The following is a 15,053-nucleotide window of genomic DNA, read 5'->3' on the forward strand; positions in this document are numbered from 1 at the left end:
CTAGCGCTGGAGCCCAAGTCCAGCTAAGGCGTCCGCTGAGCCTCCGGCCCGTAACCAATAGAGATTGGGACATGCCCGATACCGTTCAGGAAGTTTTGCAGGCCTTTGCCCGGGGCGAACTCGTCGTCGTGACCGACGATGACGATCGCGAGGGCGAGGGCGATCTGATCGTCGCCGCCTCATTCTGCACGGCGGAAAAGATGGCCTTCATCATCCGCCACACCTCCGGCATCGTCTGCACGCCGATCACCACCGAGGACGCGCGGCGGCTGCGGCTCGATCCGATGGTCGCCCACAACGATTCCGCCCACACCACGGCCTTCACGGTCTCGATCGACTACAAGCCCGACGGCGGCACCGGCATTTCGGCCGAGGAGCGCGCGTCCTGCTGCCGTGCGCTGTCCAATCCCAATGTCGGCGCCAACGACTTTGCCCGTCCGGGCCACATCTTCCCGCTGATCGCCAAGGACGGCGGCGTGCTGCTGCGCTCCGGCCACACCGAGGCCGCGGTCGATCTCTGCAAGCTCTCGGGGCTCCCGCCGGTCGGCGTCATCAGCGAGTTGATGAATGACGACGGCAGCGTGATGAAGGGCGAGCAGGTCGCCCAGTTCGCTGCCAGGCACAAGTTGAAGCACGTCACCATCGCCGACATGATCGCCTATCGCCAGGCGCGCGAAAAGCTGATCGAGCGGGTCTCGACCTTCACCACCGAAAGCCCGATCGGGCTGCTCCAGGGCTATGCCTACCGCTCGCCGTTCGATTCCATCGCCCACGTCGCCTTCGTCTACAACGGTGTCGGCGACGGCAAGAACGTGCTGACGCGCTTCCACAAGCCGAACATCGTCAAGGACACCTTTACCGGCCACAAGCGCATGGCGGTCGTGCTCGAGCACTTCAAGAAGTCCGGTCGCGGCGTGCTGGTCTATCTGCGCGACGGCGCCGCAGGCGTTCCCGTGGCGCCGTTGCCTGATGAGAGCGCGACGGAAGCCGACCGCAACCGCCAGTGGCGCGAAGTCGGCGTCGGTGCGCAGATCCTGCGCGATCTCGGCGTCACCTCGATCCGGCATCTCACCTCGTCGGTGCATGACTACAAGGGCCTCTCCGGCTTCGGCATCGAGATCGTCGCCAACGAGCAGCTCGAAAGCTAGCGCTGTCATTCCGGGGACGCGCCTCGCGTGCCCCGGGGTGCGCGGTGCGCATCCCCGGGATTCACGCAAGGCCCCACATCTGCAATGCAATTGCACTTGTTGCCGCGGCGATTTAGTTTGTCCGGCAATTTTTAGACGGAACCAGACCGAAAGGACGTTTCATGAGCGTGCGCCCTCAGACCAAGGACAAGCCGGCTGCGGCTTCCTTCCAGTGGGACGATCCGTTCCTGCTCGATGAGCAGCTGACCGAAGACGAGCGCATGGTGCGCGATACGGCGCGCGCCTATGCCCAGGACAAGCTCCTGCCGCGCGTCACCAAGGCCTATCTGGAAGAGAAGACCGACCGCGAGATCTTCAACGAGATGGGCGAGCTCGGCCTGATCGGCATCACGCTGCCGGAAGAATATGGCTGCGCCAATGCGAGCTACGTGGCGTACGGCCTCGTCGCGCGCGAGATCGAGCGGGTCGATTCCGGCTATCGTTCGATGAACTCGGTGCAGTCTTCGCTGGTGATGTACCCGATCTATGCCTATGGCGACGAGAACCAGCGCAAGAAGTACCTGCCGAAGCTCGCCAGCGGCGAGTGGGTCGGCTGCTTCGGCCTGACCGAGCCCGATGCCGGCTCCGACCCGGCCGGCATGAAGACCCGCGCCGAAAAGGTCTCCGACGGCTATCGCCTGACCGGCAGCAAGATGTGGATCTCGAACGCGCCGATCGCCGACGTGTTCGTGATCTGGGCCAAGTCAGCCGAGCACGACAACCAGATCCGCGGCTTCGTGCTGGAGAAGGGCATGAAGGGCCTTTCCGCACCGAAGATCGGAAGCAAGCTCTCGCTTCGCGCCTCGATCACCGGCGAGGTCGTGATGGACGGCGTCGTGGTGCCCGAAAGCGCGCTGCTGCCCAACGTCTCCGGCCTGAAGGGCCCGTTTGGCTGCCTCAACCGCGCCCGCTACGGCATCTCCTGGGGCGCGATCGGCGCGGCCGAGGACTGCATGCATCGCGCCCGCCAGTACACGCTCGACCGCAAGCAGTTCGGCAAGCCGCTCGCCGCGACCCAGCTGGTGCAGAAGAAGCTCGCCGACATGGAAACCGAGATCGCGCTCGGCCTCCAGGGGAGCTTGCGCGTCGGCCGCCTGATGGACGAGGGCAAGTTCGCGCCCGAGATGATCTCGATCATGAAGCGCAACAATTGCGGCAAGGCCCTCGACATCGCCCGAGTCGCCCGCGACATGCATGGCGGCAACGGCATCTCCGCCGAATTCCACGTGATGCGCCACGTCCATAACCTCGAGACGGTCAACACCTACGAGGGCACCCACGACGTCCACGCCCTGATCCTGGGCCGCGCGATCACGGGCATTCAGGCGTTTTTCTGAGGACGCACCTCGGCTTGGAAATGCGTCATGGCCGGGCAAAAGCGCGAAGCGCGTCTTCGCGCTAGGTGTCCCGGCCATCCACGTTCTAGGCCACGCGAAGAACGTGGATGCCCGGCACACGGCCGGGCATGACGAAGTCCGCAAGGTATGAGCAAGCCATGTCCGACAACGACGACGTCCCGTTCAACCGCAACTTTCCGCTTCACCCAGGCGTCGTCGAGGAAGTCCGCCCCGGCGTGCGGCGGGTGCTCTGTAACAATCCGAGCCCGTTCACCTTCACTGGTACCGTCAGCTACATCGTAGGCACCGGCAACGTCGCGATCATCGATCCCGGTCCCGACGACGAGGCTCATGCGGCCGCACTGCTCGATGCCGTGCGCGGCGAGACGGTGAGCCATATCTTCGTCACCCACACCCACCGCGACCACTCGCCCAATACACCGCGCATCAAGCGGGCGACCGGCGCGCCGGTCTATGCCGAGGGCCCGCACCGCGCCTCGCGCCCGCGCTTTGAGAGCGAGAAGCATAATCCGGAATCCGGCTCCGATCGCGACTTCGTCCCCGATGTCAGGGTCGCCCATGGGGATGTCGTCGAAGGCGCCGGCTGGCGGCTCGAGGCCGTGGCCACGCCCGGTCACACCGCCAACCATCTCGCCTTTGCCTGGCCCGAGCGAAAGTTCAGCTTCGTCGGCGATCACGTCATGGGCTGGTCGACCTCGATCGTGGCGCCGCCCGACGGCTCGATGATCGACTACATGGAATCGCTCGACCGGCTCGCTGCGCGCGAGGAGGACCTGTATTTCTCCGGCCATGGCCCGGAGATCCCGGAGGGCCAGCGTTTCGTGCGTTTCCTGATCCGCCATCGCAAGGCGCGCGAGGCCTCGATCCTGCACCGCCTCGCCAAGGGAGAGACCGACATCCCGACCATGGTGCGCGCGATCTATATCGGCATCGATCCGCGGCTGACGACGGCCGCCGGCTATTCCGTGCTGGCGCATCTGGAGGACCTCGTCGCACGCGGCGTTGTCGCGACGGACGGCGATCCCGTGATCGGCGGGACGTACCGGATGGCGAACGGCTAGCGCGCGGTCACTTCTTCACCGTCTTCGCCGGCGCCTTCGGTGGCGCGACCGGAGTCTTCTTCACCGGTTTCAGCGCGTCCGCGTCGGCTGCGGTGTTGAGGTCGTCGATGAATTTCGTCACGCGCGCGGCGTTGCTGCCGAGGTCGCTCTCGAAATAGCGCGAGGCGGAGCGGATATCGACGCGGGAATCGTCGCCGTCAGGCACGACCCTGATCGAGATGTCCTCGCGAAAGCCCATGATCGGCGTGCGCGCCACCGCCTCGATGCGGCCCATGCGGCGCGGCGGCTGCGGCTCGCGTTCGTCGATGACGGTCCATTTGCGCTTGATGACGAGCTGGCGTGCGATCGCATAGGCGCGGTCGACGGGGATCTCGAGCTCGATCGGCTCGATGTCGGGATAGAAGTGGCGCTGCTGCTCGGCCGAATAGAGGCCGGCATAAACGGCGGTGTTGGTGCCGTCGCCCGTGCGCAGGCGCGACAGCGCGTCGAAGCGCGGCGGGTCGATCGGATCGGTGGTGATGTCGTGGATCGGCGGCAGCTTGCGGTACAGCAGGGCTTGATACGCGGGATAGGCCAGGATCGCCCCGTCGATCAGGAAGGCGAGCAGGATCCGCGCCATGCCGCGCGAGCCGTTCTGCCAGATCGCGGCAAAGCCGGCGAGGCCGAACAGGATGGACAGCGTGGCAATCGCGAGGCCACCGAAGAAGGTGGCCAGCGCCGGCTTCATCTCCAAAAAGTCGAAGCGGACGATGATGATCGACACCACCACCGCCACCACCGCGAACACGGCCAGATTGCGCGCCCAGGTCGCGAGGCTGGACACGGGCTCCGACTGGTAGGGAGCGGAAAACCTGCGGGCCATCGAGTGAGCTCTGCCGGGGTTTTGGGGCTTGCCGGCCGATTTGGCGCGACGATGAACCGTTGAGACCACGGCCCGGGGGCAAATTCAAGGGTTCCACAGGCTCTTGCATCGTCATGGCCGGGCTTGTCCCGGCCATCCACGTCTTTCTTGCCGCCAAGATGTCGGGCAAGACGTCGATGCCCGGGACAAGCCCGGGCATGACGGTGGTGGTGATTTACGCCGCCGCGTTCGGGAAACGATATTCCTTGAACTGGTCGCGCAGCGCGGTCTTCAGGATCTTGCCGGTCGCGGTGTGCGGGATGCCGTCGACGAAAGCGACGTCGTCGGGCATCCACCATTTGGCGATCTTGCCGTCCATGTACTTCAGGATGTCATCGCGCGTGGCCTGCTGGCCTTGCTTGAGCTGCACGATCAGCAGCGGCCGCTCGTCCCATTTGGGATGGAAGACGCCGATCACGGCGGCCTCCGCCACGGCCGGATGGCCGACCGCGAGGTTCTCGAGGTCGATCGAGGAAATCCACTCGCCGCCGGACTTGATCACGTCCTTGGAGCGGTCGGTGATCCGCATGTAACCGCCCTCGTCGATGGTCGCGACGTCGCCGGTGTCGAAGAAGCCCTCCTCATCGAGGATGTTGGCATCGAGACGGAAATAGGCCTTGGCCACCGCGGGGCCGGAGACCTTGAGGCGGCCAAAGGTCTTGCCGTCCCAGGGCAGCTCCTTGCCGGCATCGTCGGTGATCTTCATTTCGACCGCGAAGGGCGCGTAGCCCTGCATCTGCAGCACGTCGAGCCGCGCATCGCCGGTCGCGTTCTGGAACGGCGGCTTGAGCGCCGAGACGCTGCCGATCGGGCTCATCTCGGTCATGCCCCAGGCGTGACGGACGTTCGAGCCCATGTCGAGGAAGGCCTTGATCATCGAGCGCGGCATCGCCGATCCGCCGCAGATCACCATCTTCAGCTCCGGCAGCTTCAGATTATTGGCGGCCATGTGCTGGAGCAGCATCAGCCACACCGTCGGCACGCCGGCGGTGTGCGTCACCTTCTCGGTGGAGAGCAGCTCGTAGACCGAGGCGCCGTCGAGCTTGGGGCCGGGCATCACCAGCTTGGTGCCCTGCGAGGGTGCAGAGAAGGCGATGCCCCAGCTGTTGGCATGGAACAGCGGCACCACCGGCAGCATTGTCTCCGAGGCGCTGGTGCCGAGCGCGTCGACATTGTTGGCCATGAGAGCGTGCAGCACGTTGGAGCGATGCGAATACAGCACACCCTTCGGATCGCCCGTGGTGCCGGACGTGTAGCACATCGCTGCCGCCGTGTTCTCGTCAAAGTCCTTCCATTTGAATTTGCCGTCGGCCTCGGCGATCCAGTCCTCGTAGGCCACGACGTTCTTCAACGTGGTCTCGGGCATATGCGCCTTGTCGGTGAGGATGACGTACCGTTCGACGCTCGGAAGCTTGTCGGCGAGCTTCTCCAGCACGGGCACGAAGGTCAGGTCGACCATCACGATGCGATCCTGCGCATGGTTGATGATCCAGGCGATCTGCTCGGGGAAAAGCCGGGGATTGACGGTATGGCAGATGGCGCCGATGCCCATGATGCCGTACCAGACCTCGAGATGGCGCCAGGTGTTCCAGGCGATCGTGGCGACGCGGTCGCCGAGCTTGATGCCGTCGCGCTCCAGCATCTGCGAGACCTTGAGCGCGCGCTGGTGGATTTCGGCGTAGGTGGTGCGATGGATCGGTCCCTCGACCGATCGCGTCACGACCTCCTGCTTGCCATGAATCTTGGCGGCGTGTTCGATGATCCGGTGGCAGAGCAGGGGCCAATCTTGCATCAAGCCGAGCATTCAGACGTTCCTCCGAGAAGTCGCTGGGCGCATTATCGCTCTCAGCGCAGGGCCAAAGAATTGTCATGAGTTTTAGCCTGCCGGACTTTCGCCGCAAATGGTCTTATCGCGGCAATATGTCCGCCGGCGCGGCAATGGTTACCGCTGCGCTCGGGCTACTTGTGCTCGCGGATCGCGTGGAAGCGCGAAACTATGCTGCGCCGCTCGATATCTTTGGTCTTGGTACACCACGGCCGCGCGCGAGCACTCATTCCGCCAGGATGCCCCTTAGGATACCGCTACCAAAGCCTCGGCCTGAGGACGCTCCCAAGGCAACGGATGAGGCGGCGCCTGAGGCCGACGGCAAGCCTTCGCCTGACAAGCCTTCCCCGGATAAACCCGGCAAACCCGCCGAGGCGGCCCCGCCGCCCGAGAAGCAGCTCTCGGCCTGCCGTCTCGCGCTCACCGAGGAGATCGCGGTCGCGCCGTCCATTCCCGATATCCATGGCCCCGGCGCCTGCGGCGGGGAGGATCTGGTGCGGCTGGAGGCGATCGTGCTGCCGGACAAGCGCAAGGTCGCCGTCAAGCCGGCGGCAATCCTCCGCTGCACCATGGCATCAGCAATCGCCAATTGGGTGCGCACCGACATGGTGCCGCTGGCCGCGAGCCTCGGCTCGACCATCACCGACCTCGACAATTTCGACAGTTTCGAGTGCCGCGGCCGTAATCGCATCGTCGGTGCGATGCTGTCCGAGCACGGCAAGGCCAACGCACTCGACGTGCGCGCGCTCAAGCTTGCCAACGGCCAGTCGATCGGCCTGACCGACCGCACCATGTCGCGCGACGTGCGCGAGCGCGTGCTGCATTCGGTCTGCTCGCGCTTTTCCACGGTGCTCGGCCCAGGCTCGGACTGGTACCACGAGGACCATATCCACCTTGACCTCGCGCAGCGGCGCAACGACTACCGGATCTGTCAGTGGAACGTCTGGGATCCCTTGCCCCAGGTCGCGCCCCTGCTGCCGGCCGAGCGCCCCGAGGAGGCGCCGCCGCGCGAGGTCGCGGCCAAATCCGAGGGGACCAAGGAGGGGGCCAAGGATGAGCCCAAGGACGGCGCCGACGATCAGGAGAGCGCGAAGCCTGCCGCGCCGGCGGACAAGCCAGCGGCCGCCTCCAGCAAGAGCAAGTCGACAACAAAAAAGCGCCGGTAAAACCGGCGCTTTTCGAAAACCATCAGATCAGATCGTGATCAGTAGTTGCTGGTCTGAGAACCGCCGCCCTGCAGCGCGAGGCGCGAATTGTAGGGCGAGTCGCCGTGCTTCGGCTCGAGCACCACGACGATGGTGCCGACCTTGACGCGGCTGTAGAGGTCGATTGCGTCCTCGTTGGTCAGGCGGATGCAGCCCGATGAGATCGAAGCGCCGATATATTCCGGCTGGTTGGTGCCGTGAATGCGGAACAGCGTGTCCTTGCCGCCCGAATACAGGTACATCGCGCGCGAGCCCATCGGATTGTCCGGACCGGGGGCGACGTAGGTCGGAACGCCAAGGCGCGAGATCTCGCCCGGGGTCGGGTGCCAGGCCGGCCATTCGGTCATGCTGCCGACCTTGGCGATGCCGGACCATGCCATGGCTTCTTCGCCGACGGTGATGCCGTAGCGGATCGCCTTGCCGCCATCCATCACGTAATAGAGGTAGTGGTTGTCGGAATCGACCACGATCGAACCCGGCGACTCCTTGCGGTGATAGTCGACGATGGCGCGACGGAACGGCTCTGCCACCGGCGTATTCTCGTACCGGATCTTGGCAAGGAGTTCCTTGTCCTTCGGCTTGAAATTCTGGGTGTTGGTGGCTTCGAAATGCGTAGCCTGCATGCAGCCCGACAGCGTGAAGCCGGCGGCCAGAATTCCCAACATAACTTTCAGCGACGACATGGTTTGGTTCCAATCAAACAAATACCGCGCAGGTCCTGAGCTAGCACCCAAGGCCTTCGACTCCGTGGATTTCATTATGGTTGAAATCTGCCACAATTCCAGCGTTTAGGGACTTTTCCCGCGCTGCAAGACCCAACCTGTGGCTTTTTTGCCGCAAGTTTTGCGCGCCCAGACCTGTTTTTGGACGCGAAAAGCCGGACTGTCGATTTCGCGCCACAGTTGGGCCACAAATGCAAACGCTCCGTTAATGTGCTTGTCATCATGAACTTGTCAGAATCGCGCTAAGGGCCTGTCATTCTGTCGCAGGCCCCCTCCCGGAGTTGTTCATGTTTTCTGTGTTCGTTCCCACCGACTCCACCCTGAAGAAGGCCGTTGTCGACGATCTCGCGGCCGTGCCAGAGCACGCGGTGTGGGTCGACCTGGTCAACCCGACCGCGGCCGAGGACAAGGCCGTGGAACGGCTGCTGGGGATCGCGATCCCGACCCGGGAGGACATGCAGGAGATCGAGATCTCCAGCCGCCTCTACATCGAGAACAGCGCGCGCTACATGACCGCGACCCTGATGTGCCATTCCGACACCGACATGCCCCGGACCACGGCGGTGACCTTCATCCTCGGCGACCATCGCCTGGTCACGGTGCGCTACGACCAGCCCAAGCCGTTCGCCCTGGTCGAGGCCAAGCTGGCCCGCACCTGCGCCCCCGCGATCACCGGCGAAATGGTGCTGATGGAACTGCTGGACGCCGTGATCGACCGCTGCGCCGACATTCTGGAACGCTGCGGCATGGAGATCGACCAGGTCAGCCACGACATCTTCGAGCCCGAGAGCGAGCGCCACGGCCACGCCAAGCAATATTCGCAGATCCTGATCTCGATCGGACGCAAGGGTGATCTGACCTCCAAGGTTCGCGAGAGCCTGGTGTCGATCGGCCGCGTCGTCACCTTCCTCTCGGCGGTGGTGGAGGGCGTGAAATGGTCGAAGGACATGCGCGAGCAGCTCAAGACCATGCAGCGCGACGTCGCCTCGCTGACCGACCACGCCTCCTATCTCTCCAGCAAGATCACCTTCGTGCTCGATGCCATGCTCGGCGTCGTCAATCTCGAGCAGAACAACATCATCAAGCTGTTTTCGGTCATGGCTGTTGTCCTGATGCCGCCGACGCTGATCGCATCGATCTACGGCATGAACTTCAAGTCGATGCCGGAACTCGAATGGACGCACGGCTATCCGTTTGCGCTCGTGCTGATGGTGATCGCGGCGATCGTGCCGTACTGGATCTTCAAGTGGAAGAAGTGGCTGTGAGCCGGCCTGCGCTCTGAAAATAGTGACCGAGACCTTACGCCGGTCGCAGAGACAGGGCTGATGGTGTCGCAGAATAGAGCGTCATTGCGGCGACGCCGTGATGCGTGTTCTGCGCCCCAATTCCTCCGGTAAAATTTGAGCGGTGGGCTGAACGTTTGCGCGAAACTTGTCTGCGATAAGCAGCGGGTTAGCCGCGAGGAACAGCCATGGTTGAAAAACACATAACGACGCCCCGCAACGTCATCGATCTGACGAGCTATCGTCAGGCCGTGGCGAGCGGCAAGGCGCCGTCGTTGTCGGCGCGCATGTGCCGGCACTGTGGTGCTCCCCTGCTCGATGGCGAGAACGATGACGATTGTTCGACTGCATTCAACGCAGCTGCCGCTCCAACTGCTGCAACGTTGAGGCTGCGCGAACGGTCGCGTCGGATTCGAGTCGATTGAGGAGTGGAAGGAAGGGCGGGCGATCCAGTCTTGCGGCGGCGTTGCTGGATCGCCTTGCTTCCCGCCCTTCGCAGTAGATGAACTAGCGCTTCACGATCTGCGCCGTCGAGACGATGGTCTCGGCGATGGCGCCATCGCGGCTGAACGCTGCCAGATGGCTCTCGACATCCCGCAACATCGCCTCGACATTGTCGCCCAACGCTTCCGGTGAGGACGACGAGTAGGTGAGGGTGCGTTGCGCCAGGTCCTGCATGCTGACCGTGTGGCTGGTCTCGACCGTGACAAGCTCGGTGGGCGTAAAGGCGCTGCCGCGGAAGAATGCGGGAAGGTCGCGATGGGTCCGCGTGCCCTTGCCGGCTTCGTCCCAGAGCTTTGCGGGTGACCAGCGGCGGCGGATCTCGTTGTAGCCATCAAGCCATGGATTGCGGCCGTCGGTGACCGAGAATGAGGCGCAGATCAGGATCGCGCCGTCGTCTGCGACCAGCCTGTCGAGCCGCGCGAGCGTCGCATCGCGATCCATCCAATGCAGCGCGCGGCCGATCGTGACGATGTCGAACGTGCCGATGTCGGAGCCAAGTGTCTCGGCTTTGCCTTCGATCAGCGTGAGAGCTTGGCCTGCGCGCGCCGCCGCCTGTCGCGCAGCCTCGAGCATCGCGGGTTCAGGGTCGACGCCGACGATACGGCCGACATGTCGCGTAAAGCCAAGTGCGAGCAGCCCGGGGCCGGTGCCCAGATCAATCAAGGCGCATCGTTCGGAGAGGCCGAGCTCGTGCGCCACGCTGCGGAAGAACTCGCCGGGGTAGGGCGGTCGCAAATGCTCGTAAGTTGACGCCGTGCTCGCAAACCGGCCCATCGATCACCTGACGCGTCACCTGGCCTAGACGTGCTGGCCGCCGTTGATGTGGATCTCGGCGCCGTTGACGTAGGAGCTGGTGTCCGTGCACAGCACATAGATGATCTTGGCGACCTCGTCAGGCGTGCCGAGGCGGTGCATCGGAATCTGCTGATCGACGATCTTCTCGGTGCCCGGCGACAGGATCGAGGTGTCGATCTCGCCCGGTGCGATCGCGTTGACGCGCACGCCGACGCGGCCGAAGTCGGACGCCATCTCGCGCGTCAGCGCGGCAAGCGCCGCTTTCGAGGTGGCGTAGGCCGCACCCGCGAAGGGATGCACGCGCGAGCCCGCGATCGAGGTGACGTTCACGACCGAGCCCTTGGCCGCCTTCAGTTCCTCGATCAAGCCGCGCGCGATCATGATCGGGGCGAAGAAGTTGACGTGGAAGACGTGCGTCCAGGTGTCGAGCTCGGTGTCGACCGAGCCGAGCCGGGCGCCGCCGGGACCTTTCGGCGAGATTGCGGCGTTGTTGACCAGCGCGTGCAGCATGCCGCCTTCGAGGCGATTGCGGATTTCGGAGATCGCGCGCGCGGTGTCCTGGGGATCGCCGAGGTCGACCTGGATGTGATCCTCGGGGCCTGCGTCCCACGGACAATCCTCCGGGAAGGGATGCCGCGAGCAGGTGATGACGCGCCATCCTGCCGACGAGAAGCGGATCACGGTGGCGTGGCCGATACCGCGGCTTGCTCCGGTCAGGAGCAGCGTGCGGCGCGGCGCATTGGACGAATGCGGCATGGACATCTTTCAGGTCGGCCTAAAGCTTAGGGGTACATCCGCGTCTTGGACCACGGCTGGCCGGCCGCGTCACGGCGAAATTCGATGCGGTCGTGCAGGCGGAATGGGCGGTCGTGCCAGAACTCGATGCGCGAAGGCGTGATGCGCCAGCCGCTCCAGCCGGGCGGCCGCGGCACGTTGCCGACGATGTACTTGGCGGCGATCTTGGCGATCGCCTGCTCGAAGGCGAAGCGGCTTTCCAGCGCCTCGGATTGCTTGCTGGCCCAGGTGCCGATCTGGGCTTGCTTCGGCCGCGTCGCGAAATAGGCGTCGGCCTCGGCATCGGTCACCGGCGTCACGTTGCCGCGGATGCGGACCTGACGGCGCAGCGACTTCCAGTGAAAAAGTAACGCTGCCTTAGGATTTGCGGCGAGTTCGCGGCCTTTCTGGCTCGCGATGTGACTGTAGAAAACAAAACCTTCGGTATCGAAGCCCTTCATCAGCACCATGCGCACGTCAGGCAGGCCGTCGGGATCGACGGTTGCGAGCGCCATGGCGTTCGGATCGTTCGGCTCGCTCTTGATTGCCTCGTTCAGCCAGGCCTCGAACAGCGCAAATGGCTCGTCGGCGGCGGTGAAATCACCGGATGTTAAGGGTGTCTGGTGTTTCATCGAGGTCGTGTCGGTCATGTCTGGAGTCCGAATTGCGTCCCGCGGCCCAAAGCGCGCTGTTGTCTGCACCTGCCCTATATAGGGCATGGGGACGCGTTGGCCTATCGGCGATGCGGTCCTCCAGCCTTGCGATGACGATGATTTTGATCGGGCTCGGCGCCGGCGGCTGCAGTCTGTCCCGCACCGACACCAATGCCTATGCCAAGGCCGACGACAACGATCTCACCGGTTCGATCGCGCGGCCGGCGAAGGACGCCCCGCCGACCGAGACTGATCTCGCCTTCGCCCGCAACGCCGCCTCCGACGTGCTGAGCAAGGGTGACAGGGATGCCAGCCAGCACTGGGAGAATCCGGAAACCGGCGCGCGCGGCTCGGTGACGCCGATCGCGCAATCCTACGCCGCCGAGGATGGCCGCAAGTGCCGTGATTTCCTCGCGAGCTACGTCAACGGGACGACCGAAAGCTGGCTCCAGGGCGCCGGCTGCCAAAGCAGCCGTGGCCGTTGGGAGATTCATACGCTAAAGCCGTGGCGGAGCTGAGCATGATCCGGGAACCGGTTTTCCGATAAGATCCTGCTCGAATCGGAGCGGGTCGCTTCACTCGACTAGTTGCAAAAATACCACTCACCCCCCACATAAGGCTCAGTTGGGGCGGGGAGCCCTTTGAACATTTCGATTTCCCGAGAGGAGACGTGACGGATGCGCGACCCCTATGAGGTCTTGGGGGTGCCGCGGAGCGCCAACGCTGCCGCGATCAAGAGCGCCTATCGCAAGCTGGCCAAGAAGCATCATCCCGACAGCAACAAGGATGATCCCAAGGCCGCCGAGCGCTTCTCCGAGATCAATTCGGCCAACGAGATCATCGGCGACGAGGACAAGCGCAAGCAGTTCGACCGCGGCGAGATCGATGCCGAGGGCAAGCCGCGCTTCCAGGGCTTTCCGGGCGGCGGCGGGCCGCGCGGTCGCGCGGGTCCCGGCGGATTCGAGAGGTACAATTTCCGTGGCGGCGGGGCAGGCCCCGGCCAGGGTGCGGGCGCGTTCGAGGATATCCTCAACAGCATGTTCGGCGGAGGGGTGCGCGGTGCGCGTCCCGGGGCCGGTGGCGGTGCCCAGTTCGAATTCGACACCGGCGGGGTCGGGATCGATCTCGACGTCAACGTCGCGATGTCCGTCTCGCTGGAAGAATCGGTCAAGGGCGGCGAGAAGCGCGTCCGGCTGCCGAATGGCAAGGAACTCAACGTCAAGATTCCGGCGGGCGTCGTCGAGGGCCAGCAGATCCGGCTGCGCGGCCAGGGCGAGACCGCGCAAGGCCATCCGCCCGGCGATCTCCTGATCACCATTGGCATCGCGCCGCACCCGTTCTTCAAGATCGAGGGTGCCGACTTGCGGATCGACCTGCCAGTCACGCTCTACGAGGCTGTGCTCGGTGGCAAGGTCCGCGTGCCCACGCTCGGCAATGCGGTGGAATTGTCGGTTCCGAAAAACACCTCCAGCGGCCGGACCTTCCGCCTCAAAGGTAAGGGCTTGCCGAAATCTGGCGGGACCGGGGATCTCTTCGTCACGATCAGGATTATGCTACCGGACGGGAACGACGCCGAGCTTGAAGCATTGATGGAGAAGTGGCGGGACCAACACCCCTACAATCCACGTAGCGGGCTGGGTTAGGGTGGTGAAGAACTGAAGGGGGTTCTCCTTACAGGCCTGGCGCATCTCCGAACGGATGATGCTCGTCATACACGCAAAGCGTGGTAGCGCTTCGACGCTCGACGTGTCGGCTGTCCGGCGGGGCAGCCGATAAAAAGGTGCGGCCTCGAGAGGGGGACCAGCGCGGTACCAAAAACCCCAATCGAGGCCGCCCGCGTCGATCGGCGGATCGAACGCTGCTCATAATCGCGTGAACACCCGGTGCGATAATGAGACGCACACATGTCTTGATTCCAAATTTTCAATGACGGAATCGAGGCACCGCGTTCGTGCGGTTGTTCAGCCGCCGTTTTTCTCTGCTTGGTCGTACACCGCCTGCGCAACCTTGGTCAGCCGGTCGCGGTCGGCGCCGCCGCCGCTGACGACGTAGCCGACGCCGCGCTCGGCCCAGAACAGCGCTCCGTCCTTGTCCGTCCTGGCGTATCGCATCTGCGTCGCGCCGGTCTCGGTCTTGGCGGTGTAGATCGTGTAGCGCTCGCCCGAGGCGCCCTCATACATCAGGAAGGACGCCGGCCCGTTCGGCCCCGGCAGCAGCCGGCCGCCGACCAGTTTCAGTCCACTCGCCTCCAGATTGGGGGCGAACACGGTCCAGCCGCAGCGCCGGGTCAGCCAGGCCTGGAGGTGGTCGCGCTCGTTGCCGCCGACCTCGACCGGATGGCGGACCTCGACGACATAGAGGCGATGGGCATCGAGCGCATCCGCCGTAAAGCTCTGGAAGGTCGAGGGCGCGTTGGCGGCGCCATGCGCCACCCAGCCGGCCGTGCCGCCGGCGACGAAAGCGACCAGCGCGGCCGCAACCGCGCCGTAGAGCCATTGCCGCGGACGGCGCTCCAGCCGTTCGAGCTCCAGCCGGGCCGGCACCGGCTCCTGGGCGACGCCGTCGTAGCGGGCGTGCAGCATCTCGGCCATGGCGCGCCAGGACTGCACCCGCTCGGCATCGTCGGGATGGGCGGCAAGCCAGGCCTCGATGTCGGCGCGGCGCTCGGTCGGCAGCTCGCCATCGACAAAGGCGTGCAATTCGTCTTCGGTCACTGGAATATTGCGGTCGTTCATATCGGTCGTCTCTGGCTCTGCGGCCCAAAATATCTAACGCGGTTCAACTG

General features: G+C 64.5%; 15 protein-coding genes. 8 read left to right on the top strand and 7 right to left on the bottom strand.

Going from position 1 to position 15,053, the window contains the following annotated elements; all coding sequences use genetic code 11:
* Positions 1-71 precede the first annotated feature (71 nt).
* The 3 genes from ribB (at position 72) to NLM31_RS12495 (ending at position 3,606) form a co-directional block, all read left to right on the top strand.
* A complete protein-coding gene (gene ribB, locus NLM31_RS12485; protein WP_254192393.1) occupies positions 72-1,148 on the top strand; it encodes a 3,4-dihydroxy-2-butanone-4-phosphate synthase in 1,077 nt (358 codons plus the stop codon).
* 161 nt (positions 1,149-1,309) lie between these two features.
* Complete coding sequence (locus tag NLM31_RS12490) at positions 1,310-2,524, top strand: acyl-CoA dehydrogenase (RefSeq protein ID WP_254129562.1); 1,215 nt, start codon at positions 1,310-1,312, stop codon at positions 2,522-2,524.
* Positions 2,525-2,682: 158 nt separating this feature from the next.
* Complete coding sequence (locus NLM31_RS12495; RefSeq protein ID WP_254192394.1) at positions 2,683-3,606, top strand: MBL fold metallo-hydrolase; 924 nt, start codon at positions 2,683-2,685, stop codon at positions 3,604-3,606.
* Positions 3,607-3,613: 7 nt separating this feature from the next.
* Here the strand turns inward: NLM31_RS12495 and NLM31_RS12500 are convergent, their stop codons facing one another.
* Positions 3,614-4,468: a DUF1499 domain-containing protein gene (locus NLM31_RS12500; RefSeq protein WP_254192395.1), complete on the bottom strand. Its 855-nt coding sequence runs from the start codon at positions 4,466-4,468 to the stop codon at positions 3,614-3,616.
* A 214-nt stretch (positions 4,469-4,682) separates the two neighbouring features.
* The gene (locus tag NLM31_RS12505) at positions 4,683-6,311 is read right to left on the bottom strand and encodes a fatty-acid--CoA ligase (protein WP_254192396.1); all 1,629 of its coding nucleotides are present in this window, start codon (positions 6,309-6,311) and stop codon (positions 4,683-4,685) included.
* A gap of 65 nt (positions 6,312-6,376) precedes the next feature.
* Here NLM31_RS12505 and NLM31_RS12510 point away from each other — a divergent pair, with 65 nt between their 5' ends.
* On the top strand, positions 6,377-7,498 hold the full coding sequence (locus NLM31_RS12510; RefSeq protein WP_254192397.1) for an extensin family protein: 1,122 nt from the start codon (positions 6,377-6,379) through the stop codon (positions 7,496-7,498).
* A gap of 38 nt (positions 7,499-7,536) precedes the next feature.
* On the opposite strand, the gene NLM31_RS12515 is transcribed toward NLM31_RS12510, so the two are convergent.
* Positions 7,537-8,220 (bottom strand): L,D-transpeptidase, encoded by a 684-nt coding sequence (locus NLM31_RS12515; protein ID WP_254129567.1) that lies wholly within the window; start codon positions 8,218-8,220, stop codon positions 7,537-7,539.
* Between the two features lie 326 nt (positions 8,221-8,546).
* Here NLM31_RS12515 and NLM31_RS12520 point away from each other — a divergent pair, with 326 nt between their 5' ends.
* Together NLM31_RS12520 and NLM31_RS12525 are read left to right on the top strand one after the other, a co-directional pair.
* On the top strand, positions 8,547-9,524 hold the full coding sequence (locus tag NLM31_RS12520) for a magnesium transporter CorA family protein (protein ID WP_254129568.1): 978 nt from the start codon (positions 8,547-8,549) through the stop codon (positions 9,522-9,524).
* 206 nt (positions 9,525-9,730) lie between these two features.
* Positions 9,731-9,967 carry a hypothetical protein gene (locus NLM31_RS12525; RefSeq protein WP_254129569.1) on the top strand — a complete coding sequence of 79 codons (237 nt, stop codon included), beginning with the start codon at positions 9,731-9,733 and terminating at the stop codon, positions 9,965-9,967.
* Positions 9,968-10,049: 82 nt separating this feature from the next.
* Here NLM31_RS12525 and NLM31_RS12530 read toward each other — a convergent pair whose 3' ends face one another.
* Genes NLM31_RS12530 through pdxH form a run of 3 tightly spaced genes read right to left on the bottom strand, consistent with a single transcriptional unit; the run spans position 10,050 to position 12,265 of the window.
* The gene (locus NLM31_RS12530; RefSeq protein ID WP_254192398.1) at positions 10,050-10,820 is read right to left on the bottom strand and encodes a class I SAM-dependent methyltransferase; all 771 of its coding nucleotides are present in this window, start codon (positions 10,818-10,820) and stop codon (positions 10,050-10,052) included.
* Between the two features lie 24 nt (positions 10,821-10,844).
* On the bottom strand, positions 10,845-11,597 hold the full coding sequence (locus NLM31_RS12535; protein ID WP_254129571.1) for an SDR family NAD(P)-dependent oxidoreductase: 753 nt from the start codon (positions 11,595-11,597) through the stop codon (positions 10,845-10,847).
* 26 nt (positions 11,598-11,623) lie between these two features.
* The gene (gene pdxH / locus NLM31_RS12540; protein ID WP_254129572.1) at positions 11,624-12,265 is read right to left on the bottom strand and encodes a pyridoxamine 5'-phosphate oxidase; all 642 of its coding nucleotides are present in this window, start codon (positions 12,263-12,265) and stop codon (positions 11,624-11,626) included.
* A 113-nt stretch (positions 12,266-12,378) separates the two neighbouring features.
* Here pdxH and NLM31_RS12545 point away from each other — a divergent pair, with 113 nt between their 5' ends.
* The gene (locus NLM31_RS12545) at positions 12,379-12,786 is read left to right on the top strand and encodes an RT0821/Lpp0805 family surface protein (protein WP_309143685.1); all 408 of its coding nucleotides are present in this window, start codon (positions 12,379-12,381) and stop codon (positions 12,784-12,786) included.
* Positions 12,787-12,945: 159 nt separating this feature from the next.
* Positions 12,946-13,911, top strand: a complete 966-nt coding sequence (locus tag NLM31_RS12550; protein ID WP_254192400.1) for a DnaJ C-terminal domain-containing protein — start codon at positions 12,946-12,948, stop codon at positions 13,909-13,911.
* 318 nt (positions 13,912-14,229) lie between these two features.
* Here the strand turns inward: NLM31_RS12550 and NLM31_RS12555 are convergent, their stop codons facing one another.
* Positions 14,230-15,003 carry an anti-sigma factor gene (locus tag NLM31_RS12555; protein WP_254129575.1) on the bottom strand — a complete coding sequence of 258 codons (774 nt, stop codon included), beginning with the start codon at positions 15,001-15,003 and terminating at the stop codon, positions 14,230-14,232.
* Between the last annotated feature and the right edge of the window lie 50 nt (positions 15,004-15,053).

Origin of the sequence: Bradyrhizobium sp. CCGUVB4N (genome assembly GCF_024199945.1) — a bacterium.
GTDB lineage: Bacteria > Pseudomonadota > Alphaproteobacteria > Rhizobiales > Xanthobacteraceae > Bradyrhizobium.